This window comes from Peribacillus asahii, assembly GCF_004006295.1.
GTDB lineage: Bacteria > Bacillota > Bacilli > Bacillales > DSM-1321 > Peribacillus > Peribacillus asahii_A.
Window position 1 is genome coordinate 3,475,798 of the sequence record NZ_CP026095.1, and the last position, 18,427, is coordinate 3,494,224.

20 protein-coding genes are annotated in these 18,427 nt (G+C 35.7%); 4 read left to right on the forward strand and 16 right to left on the reverse strand.

What is annotated here, in order from left to right:
* Positions 1-130 precede the first annotated feature (130 nt).
* On the forward strand, positions 131-1,354 hold the full coding sequence (locus BAOM_RS17115) for an IS110 family RNA-guided transposase (protein ID WP_127761325.1): 1,224 nt from the start codon (positions 131-133) through the stop codon (positions 1,352-1,354).
* Between the two features lie 172 nt (positions 1,355-1,526).
* On the opposite strand, the gene BAOM_RS17120 is transcribed toward BAOM_RS17115, so the two are convergent.
* Together BAOM_RS17120 and BAOM_RS17125 are read right to left on the reverse strand one after the other, a co-directional pair.
* Positions 1,527-2,402, reverse strand: coding sequence for a zf-HC2 domain-containing protein (locus tag BAOM_RS17120; protein ID WP_127761326.1), 876 nt, complete (start codon positions 2,400-2,402; stop codon positions 1,527-1,529).
* Positions 2,392-2,880 (reverse strand): RNA polymerase sigma factor, encoded by a 489-nt coding sequence (locus tag BAOM_RS17125; RefSeq protein WP_127761327.1) that lies wholly within the window; start codon positions 2,878-2,880, stop codon positions 2,392-2,394. Before BAOM_RS17125 ends, BAOM_RS17120 begins: the two co-directional genes overlap by 11 nt.
* 186 nt (positions 2,881-3,066) lie before the next feature.
* Here BAOM_RS17125 and BAOM_RS17130 point away from each other — a divergent pair, with 186 nt between their 5' ends.
* Positions 3,067-3,288: a S8 family serine peptidase gene (locus tag BAOM_RS17130; protein ID WP_252282573.1), complete on the forward strand. Its 222-nt coding sequence runs from the start codon at positions 3,067-3,069 to the stop codon at positions 3,286-3,288.
* A gap of 37 nt (positions 3,289-3,325) precedes the next feature.
* Here the strand turns inward: BAOM_RS17130 and BAOM_RS17135 are convergent, their stop codons facing one another.
* The 11 genes from BAOM_RS17135 to BAOM_RS17190 form a co-directional block, all read right to left on the reverse strand.
* Entirely contained in the window at positions 3,326-4,753 is a 1,428-nt protein-coding gene (locus tag BAOM_RS17135; protein ID WP_127761328.1) for a sensor histidine kinase, read from the reverse strand.
* Positions 4,753-5,433 carry a response regulator transcription factor gene (locus BAOM_RS17140; RefSeq protein ID WP_127761329.1) on the reverse strand — a complete coding sequence of 227 codons (681 nt, stop codon included), beginning with the start codon at positions 5,431-5,433 and terminating at the stop codon, positions 4,753-4,755. The genes BAOM_RS17135 and BAOM_RS17140 overlap by 1 nt, the downstream gene beginning before the upstream one ends.
* A gap of 82 nt (positions 5,434-5,515) precedes the next feature.
* Positions 5,516-5,752, reverse strand: a complete 237-nt coding sequence (locus BAOM_RS17145) for a hypothetical protein (RefSeq protein WP_180319792.1) — start codon at positions 5,750-5,752, stop codon at positions 5,516-5,518.
* A gap of 24 nt (positions 5,753-5,776) precedes the next feature.
* Positions 5,777-6,538, reverse strand: a complete 762-nt coding sequence (locus BAOM_RS17150; RefSeq protein WP_127761330.1) for an ABC transporter permease — start codon at positions 6,536-6,538, stop codon at positions 5,777-5,779.
* Positions 6,539-6,555: 17 nt separating this feature from the next.
* Entirely contained in the window at positions 6,556-7,386 is an 831-nt protein-coding gene (locus tag BAOM_RS17155) for an ABC transporter permease (RefSeq protein ID WP_127761331.1), read from the reverse strand.
* Positions 7,383-8,117 (reverse strand): ABC transporter ATP-binding protein, encoded by a 735-nt coding sequence (locus BAOM_RS17160; protein WP_127761332.1) that lies wholly within the window; start codon positions 8,115-8,117, stop codon positions 7,383-7,385. The genes BAOM_RS17155 and BAOM_RS17160 overlap by 4 nt, the downstream gene beginning before the upstream one ends.
* Positions 8,118-8,366: 249 nt before the next feature.
* On the reverse strand, positions 8,367-9,956 hold the full coding sequence (gene tnpC, locus BAOM_RS17170) for an IS66 family transposase (RefSeq protein ID WP_127761333.1): 1,590 nt from the start codon (positions 9,954-9,956) through the stop codon (positions 8,367-8,369).
* 41 nt (positions 9,957-9,997) lie between these two features.
* Positions 9,998-10,354, reverse strand: a complete 357-nt coding sequence (gene tnpB, locus BAOM_RS17175; RefSeq protein ID WP_127761334.1) for an IS66 family insertion sequence element accessory protein TnpB — start codon at positions 10,352-10,354, stop codon at positions 9,998-10,000.
* Complete coding sequence (gene tnpA, locus BAOM_RS17180; RefSeq protein ID WP_127761335.1) at positions 10,351-10,671, reverse strand: IS66 family insertion sequence element accessory protein TnpA; 321 nt, start codon at positions 10,669-10,671, stop codon at positions 10,351-10,353. Before tnpA ends, tnpB begins: the two co-directional genes overlap by 4 nt.
* A 547-nt stretch (positions 10,672-11,218) precedes the next feature.
* Entirely contained in the window at positions 11,219-12,514 is a 1,296-nt protein-coding gene (locus BAOM_RS17185) for an IS110 family RNA-guided transposase (protein ID WP_127760413.1), read from the reverse strand.
* 180 nt (positions 12,515-12,694) lie between these two features.
* On the reverse strand, positions 12,695-13,546 hold the full coding sequence (locus BAOM_RS17190) for a LysR family transcriptional regulator (protein ID WP_127761336.1): 852 nt from the start codon (positions 13,544-13,546) through the stop codon (positions 12,695-12,697).
* Positions 13,547-13,741: 195 nt separating this feature from the next.
* Between BAOM_RS17190 and BAOM_RS17195 the strand changes: the two genes are divergently transcribed.
* Complete coding sequence (locus BAOM_RS17195) at positions 13,742-14,992, forward strand: MFS transporter (RefSeq protein WP_127761337.1); 1,251 nt, start codon at positions 13,742-13,744, stop codon at positions 14,990-14,992.
* Positions 14,993-15,242: 250 nt separating this feature from the next.
* Here the strand turns inward: BAOM_RS17195 and BAOM_RS17200 are convergent, their stop codons facing one another.
* Positions 15,243-16,445, reverse strand: a complete 1,203-nt coding sequence (locus BAOM_RS17200) for an IS110 family RNA-guided transposase (RefSeq protein WP_127760411.1) — start codon at positions 16,443-16,445, stop codon at positions 15,243-15,245.
* Positions 16,446-16,796: 351 nt separating this feature from the next.
* On the opposite strand from BAOM_RS17200, the gene BAOM_RS17205 reads away from it, so the two are divergent.
* Positions 16,797-17,315, forward strand: a complete 519-nt coding sequence (locus BAOM_RS17205; RefSeq protein WP_127761338.1) for a tubby C-terminal domain-like protein — start codon at positions 16,797-16,799, stop codon at positions 17,313-17,315.
* A 111-nt stretch (positions 17,316-17,426) separates the two neighbouring features.
* On the opposite strand, the gene BAOM_RS17210 is transcribed toward BAOM_RS17205, so the two are convergent.
* Complete coding sequence (locus BAOM_RS17210) at positions 17,427-17,687, reverse strand: cytoplasmic protein (protein WP_127761339.1); 261 nt, start codon at positions 17,685-17,687, stop codon at positions 17,427-17,429.
* Between the two features lie 71 nt (positions 17,688-17,758).
* Positions 17,759-17,965, reverse strand: a complete 207-nt coding sequence (locus BAOM_RS17215; RefSeq protein WP_127761340.1) for a hypothetical protein — start codon at positions 17,963-17,965, stop codon at positions 17,759-17,761.
* Positions 17,966-18,427 lie beyond the last annotated feature (462 nt).

The window sequence follows — 18,427 nt, forward strand, 5'->3', positions numbered from 1 at the left end:
CTGACTCCAACGACCAAGGTGCACCACTGACTGTCGCTCCCTTACGGGAAGCACACATGGTAGATTAATCCTATTCTGGTTGATGCACCAGCCTCCAATTATATTGAGAGCCGTAGAGAGGATGTTTTCAATGGAAGTAGTCATTGAAAGAGCATGTGGTATGGATGTCCATAAGGACAATATTACTGCATGTATTATGACACCAGAAGGAAAGGAGATTCAAACGTTTTCAACAAAAATTATTTTTCTAATACAATTGGTGGACTGGATTAAACAGCATAGCTGTACTCATGTTGCAATGGAGAGTACCAGTGTATATTGGAAACCTATTGTTAATTTATTAGAGGCTGAAGATATTGAGTTTTTGGTTGTGAATGCCCAACATATGAAAGCAGTGCCAGGACGTAAAACAGATGTGAAAGATGCAGAATGGATTGCCAAACTTCTTCGTCATGGACTCCTAAAAGCTAGTTACATTCCAGATCGAAATCAACGGGAGCTACGCGAACTAGTTCGATATCGCAGGAGTATTATTGAAGAACGTGCTAGACAACATAATCGCATTCAAAAAGTGTTAGAGGGCGCCAACATTAAGCTGGGTTCTGTGGTTTCGGATATCATGGGCGTTTCAGCTCGAGATATGCTTAACGCTATTGTCGAAGGCGAAGAAGATCCTGAAAAACTAGCAAACCTCGCTCGACGTACAATGAAAAAGAAGAAAGATGAACTGCAGCTTGCCCTTAAAGGTTATATCAATTCGCATCAACGCCTCATGTTAAAAACCATTTTAAAGCATATTGATTTTTTAACAGAGCGAATCGAGATGCTCGACCAAGAGGTCGAGCAAAGGGTAAGCTCCTATCAAGAAGATGTGGAACGATTAGACTCTATTCCTGGTATAGCTACAAGAATGGCTGAGCAAATTTTATCCGAAATTGGGACTGATATTAAAAAACAGTTTCCAAGTGCAGTTCATATGTGTTCTTGGGCAGGTTTGGTTCCTGGACATAACGAAAGTGCTGGAAAAAGAAAATCAGCTAAAACCAAAAAAGGCAACAAATATTTGAGGTCAGCATTAACAGAGGCAGCTCATTCCGTAAGAGGATCAAAAAATTACCTTGGAGCACTGTATAGGCGTACAGCATCACGGAAAGGTAAGAAACGAGCAGGAATTGTCGTCGCTCACGCCATGATGAGAATAGCTTATTATCTCTTAACACGAAAAGAAATGTATGTAGACTTAGGCGAAGACTACTTTGATAAACAGAGACAGCAATCTATTGTACGACATTCACTCCGAAGACTTGAAAGTTTAGGATACACCGTTACGTTACAAGAATCTGAAGTATCTTAATCCAGTCCACTCTCTTACAATGGATCAATGAATCAGGCGCTCTCCCCTTTTTTTAAAAATGAATGAGCTGCGTCTTATTAAGTATTGCCTCTTTTACTAAATTACAGAAGTTTATTTTCATGGTAGTTGAAGTACATTTGTTCACAATACCAGGTCTATAATCCTAATTTATTTATCCCATTATATCTTTAAGCTGATTATTTTGTCTCTTAAAGAATAGCCAAAATGCCAAAAGGATAATAAACAAAGTAAATAGTAATATTGGGGTTTGGAAAATACTCCAAGTGCTTGGTCCGTAATAGGTTAATTGGTGATGTCTCTCAATAGTCTGTTCATACGAACTTTTATATTCATATTGAATGGCCCACCGATTATTCGCCATTACCACAGTTCCTAAATCATACCCACTAGGAGTAATATTGTTATTTTCCCTGAGTATCCCTTCGCTCCCAATGACTATGGCAGCTTTATTGTACTCAATAGGATAGATAGTTGTTGGTTTCTGTTTTACAGAACCATTTTCCTTTAACCAATCTTTTACATCTTCTGCTGGAAAAACAGCTAACAATTTAAGTTTATCACTATATTTTTTATAAATGGTAAGGAGTTGTTTTTGTTCATTTTCATTCACTTCTGTTGAAGAACCAAGAATATGGAATACATCATCCATAATGTCTCCTTTTTCTCGGTCTACTATTTCTAGCTTTGTTGCTTCGTCTTTTTGTTCACTATACTTTATTACAGAATGGAATAGAAAAATTACTCCCATTACCAAGGAGAGAAGTGTAGCTAAGAGTAAATAATTCGCAAGTTTCTTTTGACCATTGAAGAACCTTGATACTTTTTGGAATGGTCTCTTTACTTCCACTTTATACACTTCATCTATTTCATCATTAAGGTCAACATCATTTTTCATACTTTCTAATACTTCTCTACATTCGGTACACGAATTTATATGTTCTTCAATAAAAACTATACTATCTTTGCTACACAAGTTATCGATATAAGATGGCAGTAAATCTCTCACTATATTGCATTTATTGCCCATTTTTATCCTTACCCCTTTCCCTTAATTTCATCTTAGCCCTGTAAAAAGTAACCCTCGCCCAGTTTTCATTTTTTAGTTGAATTTCACCAATTTCTTTGAAACTAAGACCACCCAAAATTCTCAAAAGTACCACTTCTTTGTATGGTTCTTCAAGTAAGTGTATTATTCGGTATAGGGCGATTTTGTCTTCCGAATGAATAAATTCAGCTTCAGGAGAAGTATGTAATGTCTCATCTCGAAACATATGTCTTTGTTGTTTCTTATTACGTTCAAGATGCTTATAATAGGAGTGCTTCGCTATTTGACAAAGCCAAACTGACATTTTACATTCACCATTATATCTATCAATAGATTTTACAGCTTGATAGAAAGTTTCTTGTGTTAGTTCTTCTGATAAATCTGCGTTGTGACAAAGACACATTAGAAACTTGAATACTTCTTCAGCATAATTGCTATAAATTTCATCTAATTCTCCCAAGCCTTTTCCTCCTTTCGTCTATATATCCGATTCAAGTCAATTTCGTTACAAGAAATATATTTATTTTATTAAACTTTTTATTGGCAATAGAAAACCGCCTAACAAAATGGCGGCTAAAGTATTAACATTCAACATAATCTAAAAAAAACGTAAACGTCAAGTAGCCCCAAATACACGACGGAAATTGTGTTTTCAGGACTACCTTTTGTTTACTTTGCTTCTGGAACTTCGATGGCTGCACCGAAGGTCTCTGCTAGCCTAGCCTTAATTATCAATCAACGTCACTATAAAAATCAACCAAATAAATCCATTGATTACCTCTACAAAAACGGAGTAAAAAAAGGGATTGAACCTAACTCAGCTTACTGGGGAAATGGTCAGTTAGACGTATATAACGCGGTTAAATAAATAAAAAAATGAACTATGATTGTCATCGTTCATTTTTTTATTTGTCAAGGGAAGATATTGTGAATTCAATATATGCTCCTTGAGGTTCATTATTTTTGGCATAAATTTCTCCACCATGTTTTATAACTAACTCTTTTACAATATATAGTCCCAGCCCATGATGAAGTTGGTCATTCCTTGAAGGATCTCCTTGATAGAATTTACTAAATAAAAAAGGTAAATCTTTGGTGTCAAACCCTTTTCCTGTATCACAAATAGAAAAAGACATCGTATCTTTCTTCATTTGAACTTGAACATCAATACTTCCATTCACCGGGGTAAACCGAATGCTATTAGAGATTAAATTAGTAAGAATTTGATGCAATCGTTTTGGATCCAATGCAAATTCGGAATCTTCTTCTCCAGGATTTCTATTCAAGCTGTAAGTGAACTTTATTTCTTCATCATCTGCCCATTTTTTAAATTCCTCAAGCATTTCCGATAACATTTCCATAGGAATGACTCTTTCAATATCAAGTGTAAAATCTGGGTTGTCTACCTCAGATACTCTTTTCATTTCTTCTGTCAAATGCAATACTCTTTCCGTATTGTTTTTAATTGTTTGCAAATATTGCGGCAACCTTTTCTTCCCATTTAATGATGGATCCATTAATACCTCTACATGAGATAATATAATTGTTAGAGGTGTCCTTAGATCATGAGCAATTGAAGCAACCATATCTCGACGCTCTTGTTCTAATTTCCACTGGAGATAAAGTGAAGTTTTCAATTCTTCTTTCATACTATTAAAAGAGTCAATTAATACACCTATTTCATTTTCACTTTCATACTCAATCTCAAAATCCAAATCTTGATTTTTAATTTTCTGAGAAGCAGCACTGAGCTCTTTAATTGGCTTATTTAATTCTTTTCCCAAACGTCTTGCTAATAGGTATGAATAAAGTGTTAAAAATAGAAAAGGAATCAATAATACTAAAAGAAATATGTATTTTATATAATCATCGATAGATGATGCTAACACATATCGTACAGCAAGAACTCCTACTATTCGATTTTTGTCAAGGATAGGTAAATATTTCGTTATGACCTTCCCTTTTGGGTCAGACTTATTAACTTTTTCGTATATGCTTTTGTTATCTTCTATTAATTGGTCATCCAATGTACCATATATTTTATTTCCTCGAAGGTTTATGACTTGATAAGTAATCCCCTCCATAGGAATAACTTTTTCTAAATTTTTTTGGAAAGATACATCTACTATCTTTTCTCCTTTTGATTTAACAAACTTTTCGATACTAGGAACTTTTTTTTCATAATAATTAGCAGGCTGGACTGACTTTTCGCTATAAACAGAGAGAAAATAATACAATAGAATTAAACTACAAATTGTACTTATAAGACTTAAAAAGATTACTGAAGCAAAAGTTAAAATAAACTGGTTTTTTAGCGATAGTCGTTTAATCATTAGCGTTTTTCCAGCTTATAGCCGACTCCCCACACCGTTTTTATGTGATAAGTTGACATACCTGAAGTTAATTTAGCTCTTAAATTATTAATGTGAACTATAATGGTATTTAAGTCTCCCATTGCATCAATGCCCCAAATCTTCTCATAAATCTGCTCTTTAGAAAATATTTGCCCTAAATTCACTGTTAAAAGCTCTAATATCTTAAACTCTTTACTTGTTAAGTCTATCTTATTACCATCTAATAGAACATCATGTTGTGCATAATTAATAGTTAAATTGCCCAAGAGACGTTGATTCTGTGCACTAACACGCTCCCTCTGTTCACGCCTTAAATGTGCCTCTACCCGGGCAATAAGTTCTTTTACTTGGAAAGGCTTCGTTATATAATCATCTCCTCCTAATGTAAATCCTTTTACTTTATCTATCTCTGAGTGCTTTGCACTTAAAAACAGAATAGGACAATGAATTTGTTCCCTAATAACCCTACAGAGGTCAAAACCATCCATTTGAGGCATCATAACATCTAAGATTATTAAATCTACAGTCGTTTTTAATTGATCTAATGCTTGCTCGCCATTGTAAGCTTTAAGAACTCTATAACCTCGGTCTTCAAAAATATCAGAGATTATATCTACAATCTCTAGCTCATCATCGACCACAAGAATAGTTCCTTGCATAAATACTTTCCTCCCTGCCCCAAAAATTTTGATTATCCAGGAGAGATACATTAGTCTCCTCCTAGATAAAAACATCTTCTTTTCATAGAACTTTTTTAGAATAAAAGTAACTAGAAATAAGATAGATGATAAACTGAGATACAAAAAACATTAAGAAGATTACTATTTTAGAATAAATTGTAATTCCTTCTAATATATTTTGCAAGGCATTGGTAGCTACGAATAAATTTAATCCTCCTAAAAGTAAAGGAACAAAAAATACTATAGAAATCTGAATATATAAAGTTTTTTTAATTTCTCTAGCTTCCAATATAGCCATCTTAATCCTTCCTCCTACCTTCATTTAAGAAGTAAACTCTTTTTTACTCCATATTCTTATACAAGAACCAAAACCCACCAACATGATAGTCAAAGCAAAAGCATACAGGGAATTGCTATTGGTACTAAGAGTATGAAAGATACTTTGAACTGATAATAAGAAAAAGGAAAGTTGGCTCGAAACATACAAACAACCTACATATAACCCAATTAATAAGAAGAAGCTAATAACTGCATTTGAAATAAGTACACTAATTAAACTAGCAAGAGCTAAGCAGCACATCTGGATGACGAAAAATAGACCATACACTTGTACTGTATATAATATAGCTTCTATAGCATTCTTCTGTTGACCATAAAAAGTAAAATCATTGTCTGGTTTTAAGAAGATAAAACCAAACACTATGCTAATCACCAGGATGATTAATAAATGTACTAGTACCATTAATGCAAGAGAGAACCATTTTGAAATTAGAAATGCCTTTCTTTTAAAGGGTCTAATTAAAAAAAGGCGATATGCCCCTGAGTTATATTCTACATTGAGGCTATTTAGGAAAAACACAGGCATAAAAATCAATGTGAGTAAGAATGACGATTCTTTTAACAAAAACCATGGAAAATTCCAAGTATTTAGAGGAACTTGCTGATCATTATTATAAATTCCAACACCATAGTATCTTAAAAACCAAGCTTGAAGAAGTACAATCACAGTAAAGATTCCAATCATCCATTTACTTCTTCTTTGACTCCAAAGTCTCTCCCATTCACTCATAAATAATGCTTTCATTTAAAACCCTCCTTAATTCAAATGAAATAATCCCTTTTTACAAAAGTCCAATAAGCAATTAAACCAAATAGAGCAATATATACGGCTTGAACTAAAATGATGTAGGAATTTAGATTGCTAGTTGATGAAAGTAAAAATGCTATTCCTGTGTGTTGAATTTTTACAATAGACATGTACATAAGATGAACCACTGAACTGTGTGCGATAATGGTTTGCGTAGAAAATTCTAAAAGTTGAGGAATGGCAATTGCTAAGAAAATAAAGCCGACCCCTGCCCCAAGCGTAATCATTGTACTTCTGCTTATCGATCCCAATAATGTAAAGACTGACACAATACTAATCATTGTCACAAAACAAGCCAAGAAATATTTAACGTTATATAATAAAGCTCCTGTTAAAGATAATTTATTCTCATCCAGAAATGTTATTAAGGTATTAACCTTAGGAAAAAAGATATAACCAGCAATGGTATTTAAAATCCAAAATAGAGTTAGATACAAGAACATAGTTGTTAAAATAGTAGTTAATTTTGCCAAAAAAAGTTGAGTGGTAGAAAAAGGACGAATAAGAATCATCCTTAACTGCCCGTTTTCTACCTCATTCGCTATAACCGTAGAAATTAGTATTATAGCGATGATATTAAACGAAACAACGAGGTGCTCAGAAATATTAATTATAGGAAAGTTTAAGGAAGTCACATAATCTGGCTGTCCCGGTGACACTCGTTCATTCCAATTTAAGTAGTATTTAACTGAGCCGACCGACATTAAAGGTATAAAAAATAGTATTATCCATGACACCTTTTGGGACCATAGTCGTTCAAACTCTGAAATGAAAAGTCCTCTCATGATGTCATCATCTCCACAAATATATCTTCAAGTCTCTTACTTGGATCCTTAATTAACTCTTCTTTACTTCCTTGTATAACAAGCTTACCGTTACGAATAATGACAAGACGATCACACATTTGTTGGATTTCATCTAATAAATGACTAGAGATGAGAAATGTTAAATTTTTCTTTTCACGAAGTTCAAGAATTAATTCTCTTAGCTCCCTCATTCCCATAGGGTCAAGACCATTTGCCGGCTCATCTAATAAAATGACATCTGGTTCCCCTAAAAGAGCTTGAGCAATTCCTAGTCTTTGCCGCATACCTAATGAGTAATTTTTAATTTTCACATCGGCATCCTCTGTTAGCCTTACAATGGATAACGCTGCCTCAACTTGTTCTAACTGCTCTTTTCTAGATAGATCAGGATATAATCTCGCTAAATTTTGTAACATCTTTCTTCCTGTCATATATGGAAAAAAGATAGGCGACTCTATAATCGCTCCTACATTTCTTAACGCCTGTTGTCTATCTTTATTTACATCTTTACCACCCACTAATATTGTCCCTTCAGTGGGGCGAATAAGCCCTGTAAACATTCGCATAAGGGTTGTCTTCCCTGCTCCGTTTGGTCCTAAAAAGCCGCATATATCTCCTTTATACACCCTGGTCGAGAATTGGTTTACGATATTCTTTCCACTCACTGTTTTTGTAATGTTATTTGCTTCTAAAACAACTTCTTTTTTCATGTTCAATCCCTCCTTACGCTTAATATAAAAGACAAATATAAATAAAAAATAAAGAAAAGAAAAAAACTCACACTTTTGTGAGTTTTTATTGAATTTCAACCTTTTCACAAACAGAGTCTAGTGTATGTCTTTCTTCTAACTGTTTATAAATAATGTTTAATATATTTTGAGGGTTAGGTAGCACATAGTTGGGTCTCAATGTAAACGTCAAGTAGCCCCCAAATACTACGTGGGTGGTGTATTTCGGGACTATGTTTTGTTTGCTTCACTTTTTATCGGTACTCTGCATGCCGAGGGTAAACTAGATGACCACGGCAAGACTTTATCTATTTCTTTTTTATTCGTTAGATCCATATTTGGCAGCGTTTCAAACAAATAGCGAAGATAATGATAGGGACTCAAGTCGTTCTCTTTTGCCGTTTCAACCACACTATACATGATGGCACTCCCTCTAGCACCTCGCGGTGTATTAGAAAACATCCAATTTTTCCTCCCAATCACAAACGGCTTAATGGAACGTTCACTTCTGTTGTTGTCGATTTCTAAATGTCCGTCCAATAAAAAAGCTTCAAGATGATTCCATTGATTCAAACAATAAGTGATGGCTTTTCCTAGCGCGCTTTTTGGTAGAACGAGATCTTTTTGTTCATAAAGCCATGCTGAAAAAAGGTCCAGAATGGGCCTGCTTTTTTCCAGTCGCTGCCCATATCGTTCTGTAGGATCGACATGGTTTAGCTTTCTTTCGATAGAATAGAGTTGATTACAGAAATGTAACCCTTCGCTCGCCTTCACCTTTTTTCCCTTCTGTGAATCAGGTAAGGCCTTTAAGGCTTCATCAAACTTACGTCTGGCATGCGCCCAACATCCCACAAGGGTGACATCCGGTACTTGATTGTAACCACGATATCCATCCACTTGTAAATAACCTTGATAACCCGTTAAAAAACGTTTCGGGTGTTCGCCTGCTCTTGTTGGTTGATAGTCATAGAGAACAATGGAGATATCATCTCGCCCTGTGCGATATAACCACAGATAGGACTTGGTAGTTGCGGCACGACCAGGTTCACGTAAGACTTGGAAGGTTGTTTCATCCGCATGAAGAATGGTTCGAGCAAGTAGATGCTCATGCATCCTTTTATACAATATCACTAACCATTGATCAGCCCCGTATAATAACCAATTCCCCATCGTTTGACGTGATAAGTAGATTCCCATTCGTTCAAAATGCTTTTCCTGACGATAAAGAGGCAATCCTTCTACATATTTTTGAGTCATGATATACGCCATAATGGACGGGGAAGCGATACTTTTGGGAAAGGCGGGAGCTGGCATATTCGCAGTCACGATCGGTGTGGAAACCTCATCTAGTTCACACTTGCGGCAAGCATATACGTATCTCTTATGTTCTGTCACCTTTACTTCTGCAGGAACAATCGTCAGTTCCTTACGGACTTCTACACTCATCTCATGTAAAGCACCACCACAGCACGAACAAACCTGTTCCTCGTCAGCCAAACGATATTCAATCGTTTCGATAGGAAGGTTTTGGACAGACTCATCCCTTTGACCGCGTTTCTTTTTACGACGATAGGTGATGGTTTCAACAACTGGTTCGGGTACTTCGGTGTCACTTTCTTTCTCAGCCTCATTAAACAGTTCTAGAGCGAGTTGATTTTCCGTTGTTTTTTCGCTAGATGTACCAAACCATTTTTGTTGGCTAAGACGAAATTGTTCTTCGTACCATCTCACTTTTGCCGTGAGTTCTTCTACTTGAGCTTGAAGAGATTCAATTGTAAGTTGATTTTGATGAGAGGATGCTGTTTTCATAGATGAATCCATTCGACAAAATGAATCAAATTCCTTCTAAATATATGAATCTTTCACAGGATTGTTCTCGCATATACGGCTGGATGCCCTTGTTTTTGTTCAAATGAAAATCCATCAAGAAGCCATCTCAGTTGCCTTCTTGATATCGTAAGTGGCACATTTGGATGTTGAGTTGGCCAGTCAAACTTTCCTTTTTCCAATCTGCGATAATGCAACCAAAAACCATTATGTTCCCACACGAGAATCTTTAGTTTATCGCGTGAGCGATTGCAAAAGACAAATAAACAAGAAGAAAAGGGATCTAAATCAAACTCTTCCTTTACAATGGCTGCCAGTCCATCAATAGATTTACGTAAGTCTGTAGCTCCTTGTGCGATACATACCCTTTCAATGGCTGTTTCTAGTATCATAGCTGTTTTACCGTCTGCATCACTTGTAAAAGCACTTGTGGAGTAAAAGGTGCATCTATTTCAATGGTAGCTTCTTTAAAATGAATACGGATGGTGGTATGTATTTTTTCTTCTATTGGAGGGATATTCACAGATACCCATTTGGTACGTTTACTTTCAGTTGGACGATCAGCTTGAGGTGATAATTTCTTGAGCCAATAATATAGCCGATGAACCGGCAGGTTCTGTTTTCGACACCAAGCAGCTTTTGATAATCCACTTTCTTTAAAATCTTGGATGTGAGCTTCCCATTCTTTCTTTATAAAGCGCTTTTTCATAAAGAAACCTCCACATGTAGGATGTAAGGAGATTATCTCATGAGCTATTTACAAGTAGTAGGTGGGGAATATTTGACGCTTACATACCAAGAGGTGTTTTTTATGTTCAAACCCTCTATTTCTTCATTACAGGAATGCTCCCTCAATAAACAAACAATTATCTCTTAAATACTCAGTTTTTCTCAATATTTCTATCCAACTTATTTACTCTTATAGATTTGATTAGTACGAAAAGAACACAATCAAGCAGTTTACGAAAAAAAAGAGCGCAAGAAACTAGCCAACCTTCGGTTAATTTCAAGAAGTTGGATGAATAGGTATGTACGCACCAATGGATGTCCACATATCTTACGGGGGTCTACCCTCCCAAGTCTCACAGAGTCTACGCTCCTACATTCCTTCGTTCAACCTTTCCATAAGGTGGATGTCGGTCATGCTGCCCCACAGGATCTATGTCCTTACGTTAGTTGCGTTGCCGACTAATCCCATGCTGATATTGTCTGTTCAACCGTCCAAATCTATTTGTCAAAAGTCAGTTTTATAGTGATTAAGCTGCTATTGGTTCTTGAATAAATGCATGCATATGAGGGATATCCTTCAACATCTTCTCTTCCTGGAACACAAACTGTTTCTGCCCAATGGAGAAGAGAATGCGTATAAGCTTATTACACAAAGCAATTAAAGACTGCATCTTTTTCAACGGATTGTCAGGTCTCGTTGTGTAATAATGATGTAGGGCTTTAAAGGCTTTATTCTTCGCTACTAGAATCATAGATGCCCGAAATAATAATGCTCGTAATTTCTTACGTCCACGTTTCGTAATCGTGGTTCTCCCTTTATGCTTTCCAGATGTATTTTCTTTTAAGCTAAGTCCTGCCAGTTTGGTTATTTGACGAGGATGATTATATTCACTCAAATCCCCTACTTCAGCGAAGAAACCCGCCACTGTATCGCGTCCAATTCCTGTTATCTCTAACATTTGATCAACGCCTGGAATATCTTGAAGCAGTGTATCCAAAGTATGGTCAAGCTCTTCGAACTTGGCTTGAATGAGTTCATATTTTTGAATTAATGATCTTAATTCCATTTTAGCCATCATGGCACCCTGACGAATGCCAATCGAGCGATTGGCTGCTTCTTTTAAGGATTGAATCTTCTTTATTCCTATACTTCTCTTCACTTCTTGCCTTAAGTAATCGAGTAATTCTTCTTCTGTATAGTTCACTAGCTCATGAGGTAACGCTTCAAGTTTTAATAAATGAAGAGCTGCCTTTCCCTCCCAACTTTTAAAAACGGTAAAGAACTCTGGAAAATATCGATCAAGCCAGTTGTGTACCTGTCCCTGCACAATTTGTAAGTCCACATTTAATAGATCGCGTAATTTCTTAGCCACACGCAGTTCCGCGAAAACCCCTTGTGGTATGGTTGGTTCAGCGTATCTACCATCTTTGACTAGTTGTGCAATGACTTTCGCGTCTTTTACATCATTTTTAGTTGGAGAGTTATCGTCTAACTCCTTACTGTGCTTGACATGTAAAGGGTTGACCGTTACGAACTTAATCTGTTCCTCCTTTAGAATATGAGCTAAATTAAGCCAATAATGGCCAGTTGGCTCCATTCCAGTAATGACAGAATCCATTTCGCAAGACTCTTTTATTTGAATAATCCAATTAATAAATGTCCTAAATCCTTCTTGGGTATTATCAAAAAAGCAAGTAGATCCTAGCTCCATTCCACGATAATCTTGTGCTCTAGCTACATGATGATGTTTCGCAATATCAATACCGATTACTAAGGTTTTAGGTGTAATTTGAGCTATTTTATGATTTTGGTTATAATTCATGGTGAGACCTCCGAGTAGATGTTTTGTCCTTTTTAGCTGGCCAGCTCAGGACACATTCATCTTATCAAGAGGTCTTTTTTCATTCAAACCGCATTTTCAGTTATTACAGGAATGCTGCCCCGATAGTTACATAAAAAAAGAGCCACCAAAGCAACTCTAAAGATAAAACCCTTTTTATAATTAACCAATCGTCTTCAGAACATTTTTTAATTGTACGATATTGTTCTGTTCGCCGTCGTTCATCTTATAAACAAAAACGGTATTAATGACATTGTTAAAGCTTAATTTGTAATAGTGAATGTTTGTATAGTTATATAAATCTATAAGCTTAGTATTCAATACTGCAATGGTATTGCTGATTTGCAAAAAATCTTGGATACTACTGATTGATTTTATTTCCTTTAATTTATATGGTATTTGATTATTCATAAGCCATTCGGTCACAGCTCTTGTATACATACAACCTATACTCAATACGAGCAATGTAATAGGTGTTTCCCAATCAAAATTGATGATATGGTCCTTACTTGAAATGACCTCGAATGTTTCAGTTGCAACGATGTCATAAGTTAAGTCGGGATATTTCTTAATAGGTTCACTAATGAGTGCACAATCTAATTCGGAATTGTGCACTTTTTGGTTTATGGCATTACTGGAATCTACGGCGAAATCCACATCCATTTGAATGTCGTTCATATTCAAAGTATTCGCGATATAGGCACCATAGATTTTCAAGGTTGTATGTGATGTGCCAAAATCCACTTTAGAGTTAGTTTGAATGGCACCAATGTTTTGTAAAAATTCTTCGTACTCTTGTGAAATAAGTTGAAGATAGTTTTTATATTGTATTCCTACGCTAGTGATTTTCAATCCTTGGGGCGTGCGTTTAAAAACAAGTTTTCCAATTTCCGACTCTATTTTTTTCACTTTAGCCGTAAGGGCGGATTGAGTATAGTTCGTGATTTCTGCAGACTTACTTAAATTTTGACGGTTTAATATTTCAATTTTCAATGCTATTTCTTTGATGTTCATATAGTTGGCACACCCTATAAAAAAAATTTATGAACCCTATCATTTTCCTCCATTTTACGCTTCTGGGCAGTCAGAGTAAACTCTAGTTAGCTTAATAAGTAAGGGGGACTAGATAATGCTAGAAGCTAAAAGTAAGAATTTATCCCAACGAATTATTATTGAATGATACATCAAGCATAGGGGGAGAATTTCTTAATGCATACATATTATAAATGGTTAATCGTATTGGTGGCAACGTTATCCCAAACTGCAGCAACCTTTGTGACATATGGCATGGGACCCATCGCTGCATTTTATCAAATTGAATGGAATTTAACACCACTTCAAACAGGCTTCATTGTTTCAGCGGTCAATATTGGTCCGATGTTTTCAATGCTGGCGTTCGGTTACTTGATGGATAAAAAAGGGGAAAAACACATTATCGGGTGGGGGAACATTTTATTGGGCCTCTCAGCTTTAACGCTAGTTTTTGTTAATGATTATATTGTATTGCTGCTTTTATTATTGTTGGTCGGTATATGGTACGGAAGTGCTCAAACCGGTGGAAGCACGGCCATCGTAAAATGGTTTCCAAACGAACATAGAGGTCTGGCTCTAGGGATAAGACAGACGGGAATACCGATTGGAGGATCTCTAGCCTCTGCAGTTTTATCCTATACATATTATCATTTCAATTTGTCATCAGTACATGTAGTACAAGGGATCGTAGCAATAATGGGAGGGCTGATCTTCTTATTATTATATAACGAACCAGAAAGAACGAGTGGAACGAGATCAACCTCGGTCGGGTTCAAGGAGAAAATGAATGTCATCAAAAATAATAAGGAGTTATATCCGATGTATATGGTGGGTGTTGTGATGATGTCATTACAGATGATTATCATTGCGCATTTTATGAGTTATTTGCATAACGAAGGGAGCTATTCATTAACAGAGGCAGGAAAATATTTAAGCGTCGTTTTAATAGGTGGTATGGTTGGACGGGTAGTCATCGCATGGGCGAGTGATCAATTCTTTGAAGGTATAAGGGAAAGATTATTGCTTATTGTGATGGCTGTTACCGTAATTCTTACAGTGATGCTGCCACTCATCATGACTGTTGAAATGGAAATATTGATGCTATTATTTTGTTTTCTTTTGGGTTTTGTAGCCATTGGTTGGTATTCCATTTTTATTGCTTGTATCACAGAACAATCGGATTCACGTTTTATAGGTTTAACGGTGAGTTCAGCATTGACATTAAATCAATTATTCATTGTCATAGCACCCTCTTTATTCGGATTAGTCGTTAATCTATTGAACAGTTATCAACAAGCCCTATATTGGGCCGGAATATCTGTAGCTTTAGGAGCGATTAATTTATACAGAGCAAAAATAAAAAAAAGAATGGATCATAGGATCACCACAAAATTTGATCAAATTAATACAAATAACCTTGATAAATGAATAAATAGAAAGGGCATGTTTTGAAAAAAGATGAATCAACACACATGCCCTTATACTATTTAATGGATTATTCTTTTATAAAAATGATCGATCATTTATTGTGTTCCTTAATCAACTAAACCAGCTAATAGGATGTCAACATTTTTCAATAAAAATTCTATAAACAAAGTGATATACTAAAAATGTTCATGCCAAATAACCTTCCTCATTTACATTGGAAGGTTTTTCATGCGTTACCCGATTGTATTTCTTAAACCAAATCCAGGAAATCTTCCCTGCGTTTTAGTAAGGCATAAATCCAATGAATAAGCTTATTTACACATGCAATCATTGCGACTTTAAAAGGTTTTCCTTCTTCTCGCTTGCGGTCATAGAACTCTTTTAGCTTTTTATTGCGAGAGGATCTAATCCCACAGAGAACAGCCATATATAAGGCATGACGCAATCTGCTTGAACCTCTCTTGGTGATCCGATTGATTGTCGCTGTAAATTTCCCCGACGAATGTACACTTGGATCAATCCCAGAGAAAGCAACCAGCTTTTTAGGGTGATTAAACCGTTCGATCTCTCCAATTTCGGAAATAATCGTTGCCGCGATTTTTTCTCCAATACCGGGGATCGACTGGATAATCTTATATTCTTCTATTTCTCCTGCCAAGGCATCTATTTGATCATCTAACTTTGCTAGGTGCTCTTGGTATTGGAGAAGCAGTTGAATATACATTTCAAGACTGATCAAATGACTTTGATAAAATGTGCTCTTAAACGGGTTACGCTGAGCTGCTTCATAAAGTTTTTTTGCCCTTTCTTGTGCCCAGCGTTCCGAACGACTCATACATAAACTCGCAATCTTATCTGTCACCTTAGATTCTCCAGCCTGTATCACAGATTCTGACGTACTAAATTCCAGAAGTGTGTTTAGAGAAACTTTTGAATACAAATCTCCAAATACCCCTTTATATTCAGGAAACACTTGATCTAAAATCGAATGAAACTGTAACTTAGCTTGAACATACAAACCCGTTAGGGTTTCATGTTGTCTTGTGAGATTACGGAGGTTTAAAAGCTGGATTCCCCTTTTCTTATAAGGCTCAAGCTCTTCCTTGTAATACAGTTCACACAAACGAAAAGCATCTATTTCATCTGTTTTTACCTTTCGCAAACTTGACTTTTTTGCCTGATAAGACAGTAAAGGATTGACCATAATGTATAAGTAATTTTGTTCCTCTAAAAACTGAATGACAGGAGTGTGATAATGTCCCGTCGATTCTAATATGACACTTGGTTTCATATCAGCCTCATTTTCCACCACTTTCAAAAAATGAAGTAAAGTATTTAGTCCCTCAGTCGTGTGGGGTACGCTAAAACTTTTTCCGTACGGCTTTCCCTTATCTAAAAATGCTTGAATCTGACTTTCCCCTTTTGAAACATCCAGGCCGATTACTGGATTCATTCTTTATCTCTTCCTCTCCATTTGTTTTGCCAGTAATCCCTATTCCTCCATGCAGTATCATAGCTTCGCTTGTTATACGGGATCACAGTCCCAACCAGCCTCAAACATGTTTCTACAAGTAGGGGGCGGACAGTTTAGTTGACGGAATCATGGTCCCACGCACCCGTACGTCCTACCCTGGCTACCGATATAATAGGTCCTATATAAAAAAGGTCAACCAGTAAAAACTGGTTAACCTCATAATACGATCGCACCTGTTAGTTGAATAAGAAATTATATTTGTATGTGGCTCAGGATTAGTATTAGAATTAACGAAAACCCTTAAACAATCACTGGTAAAGGAGGAATAAGGTGCAACACCTTACTTATCAAGTACCTGAATCCGTGCTTATTTCAACTAAATTACCAATAATAGACGAACAGGGTAAAACCATTTTTTTGATGCAAAAAGAACGACATAAATTCCTTGCCAGTATCGTCAATGCGACAATTCGTTTTGGTTTACCTTATTCTTATAAAATAACCAATGCTTACGGGAAACCCCTTTATAGCATAGATTGTGCGTTTCCTGGCATTCGATATAAAATAACTGAACATTTATCCTCGCAGACAATACCGATTACACGACATAAGGTTCAATTGATTGAAAAAGCGTATTCGTTTAAAATTGCCAATCAAGACTATTATTTTGAAAAAGATTATACAGGTACAGGTCACTTAAAATGTAACAATAAACGAATTGCAAGTGTTTCTATGCCTCTTTCCACTAAGATATCAATGGTTGATACCATTAATATTGTTTCAACAACGGAAGAAATTGCAGCACTAGCTTCCGTATTGTTCCATACATTTTATTATTACGATGCTTAAAGGGCGGTTGTTCAATTAACCCGCCCCGTTAACACAATAAGAAAAAGGCTGCCGAAATGACAACCTTGATCTTAAATTATTGCCCCCGTTAGTGAAATAACAGCTTTTACACTAAAACCATATCTTATGCATTTCTTTTAAAAACATTTTTGTGATTGGAAATCCCGAACTCTCACCTATAACAGAATCAATGCCACAATAAGGGCATTCTGCTGTGTCATCATCATCCAACCATTCTTCAATTTCATTGGGATTAAATATTGTTAAACAATGAAAGCAACCACATAAATTATCATTTTCTAAATCTAACCGATTTTTACTAGAATATTTATGTGCCTTTTGAAGGTCTGTTTCTACAAAATGATTTTCCATCAATTTCACCTCTTTTTATTAAATTAAAGGACCCGTAGCTGAATAAGAACTTTTGTTTAATTTTCCTGTTGCTATTTCTTATACATCTCTTTTAGTACATCTGGTTCAGGGATGCTATTGAACATCTTTATTAGCGCATCTACACATTTATCATTTGTAAAGCCTCCGTTTCCACCATGTACCATTTCTACATAAGAGGCAGTAATCATTAAAAGGGTTTTAGCACCTGACTCGTCTAAAGCAAGGATTTTTTCTCTTGTTTTATCTAAATCCAACATAAATTATCTCCCTACATTTGATTGGCACAATGACAGCTCTGTTTTTAAACTCTTTTTTTAAAACTCTTGTACACGTAAGCTGAATAAGATTTTTATTTTTTATCCTTTTTCTGTTCTCTATAAATAGAAACACCAAGTACAAATATTCCTATTGTCACAACTGTAAATAACCAATATAAATCTAAATCTGTAAAATACTCAACGATACTTATTATAAAGTTTATAAATATTAGAATGAAAAGTATAACATCCTTTTTAGTTAGTTTCCTTTTTTCAAAAAACAATCCCAATCATATACACCGCCTATTGTTTAAATCATTGTTTTAGCTAATCATAACATACTACATTCTTCTTCCACTAAACTGCACCGTTAGCTTAAGTACATTTCTTCACAATCTTCTCTGTATACCAATTACCTTTTTAAGTGTTGTTCAACAATCTGGCCCGTTTGTTCAGTAACGA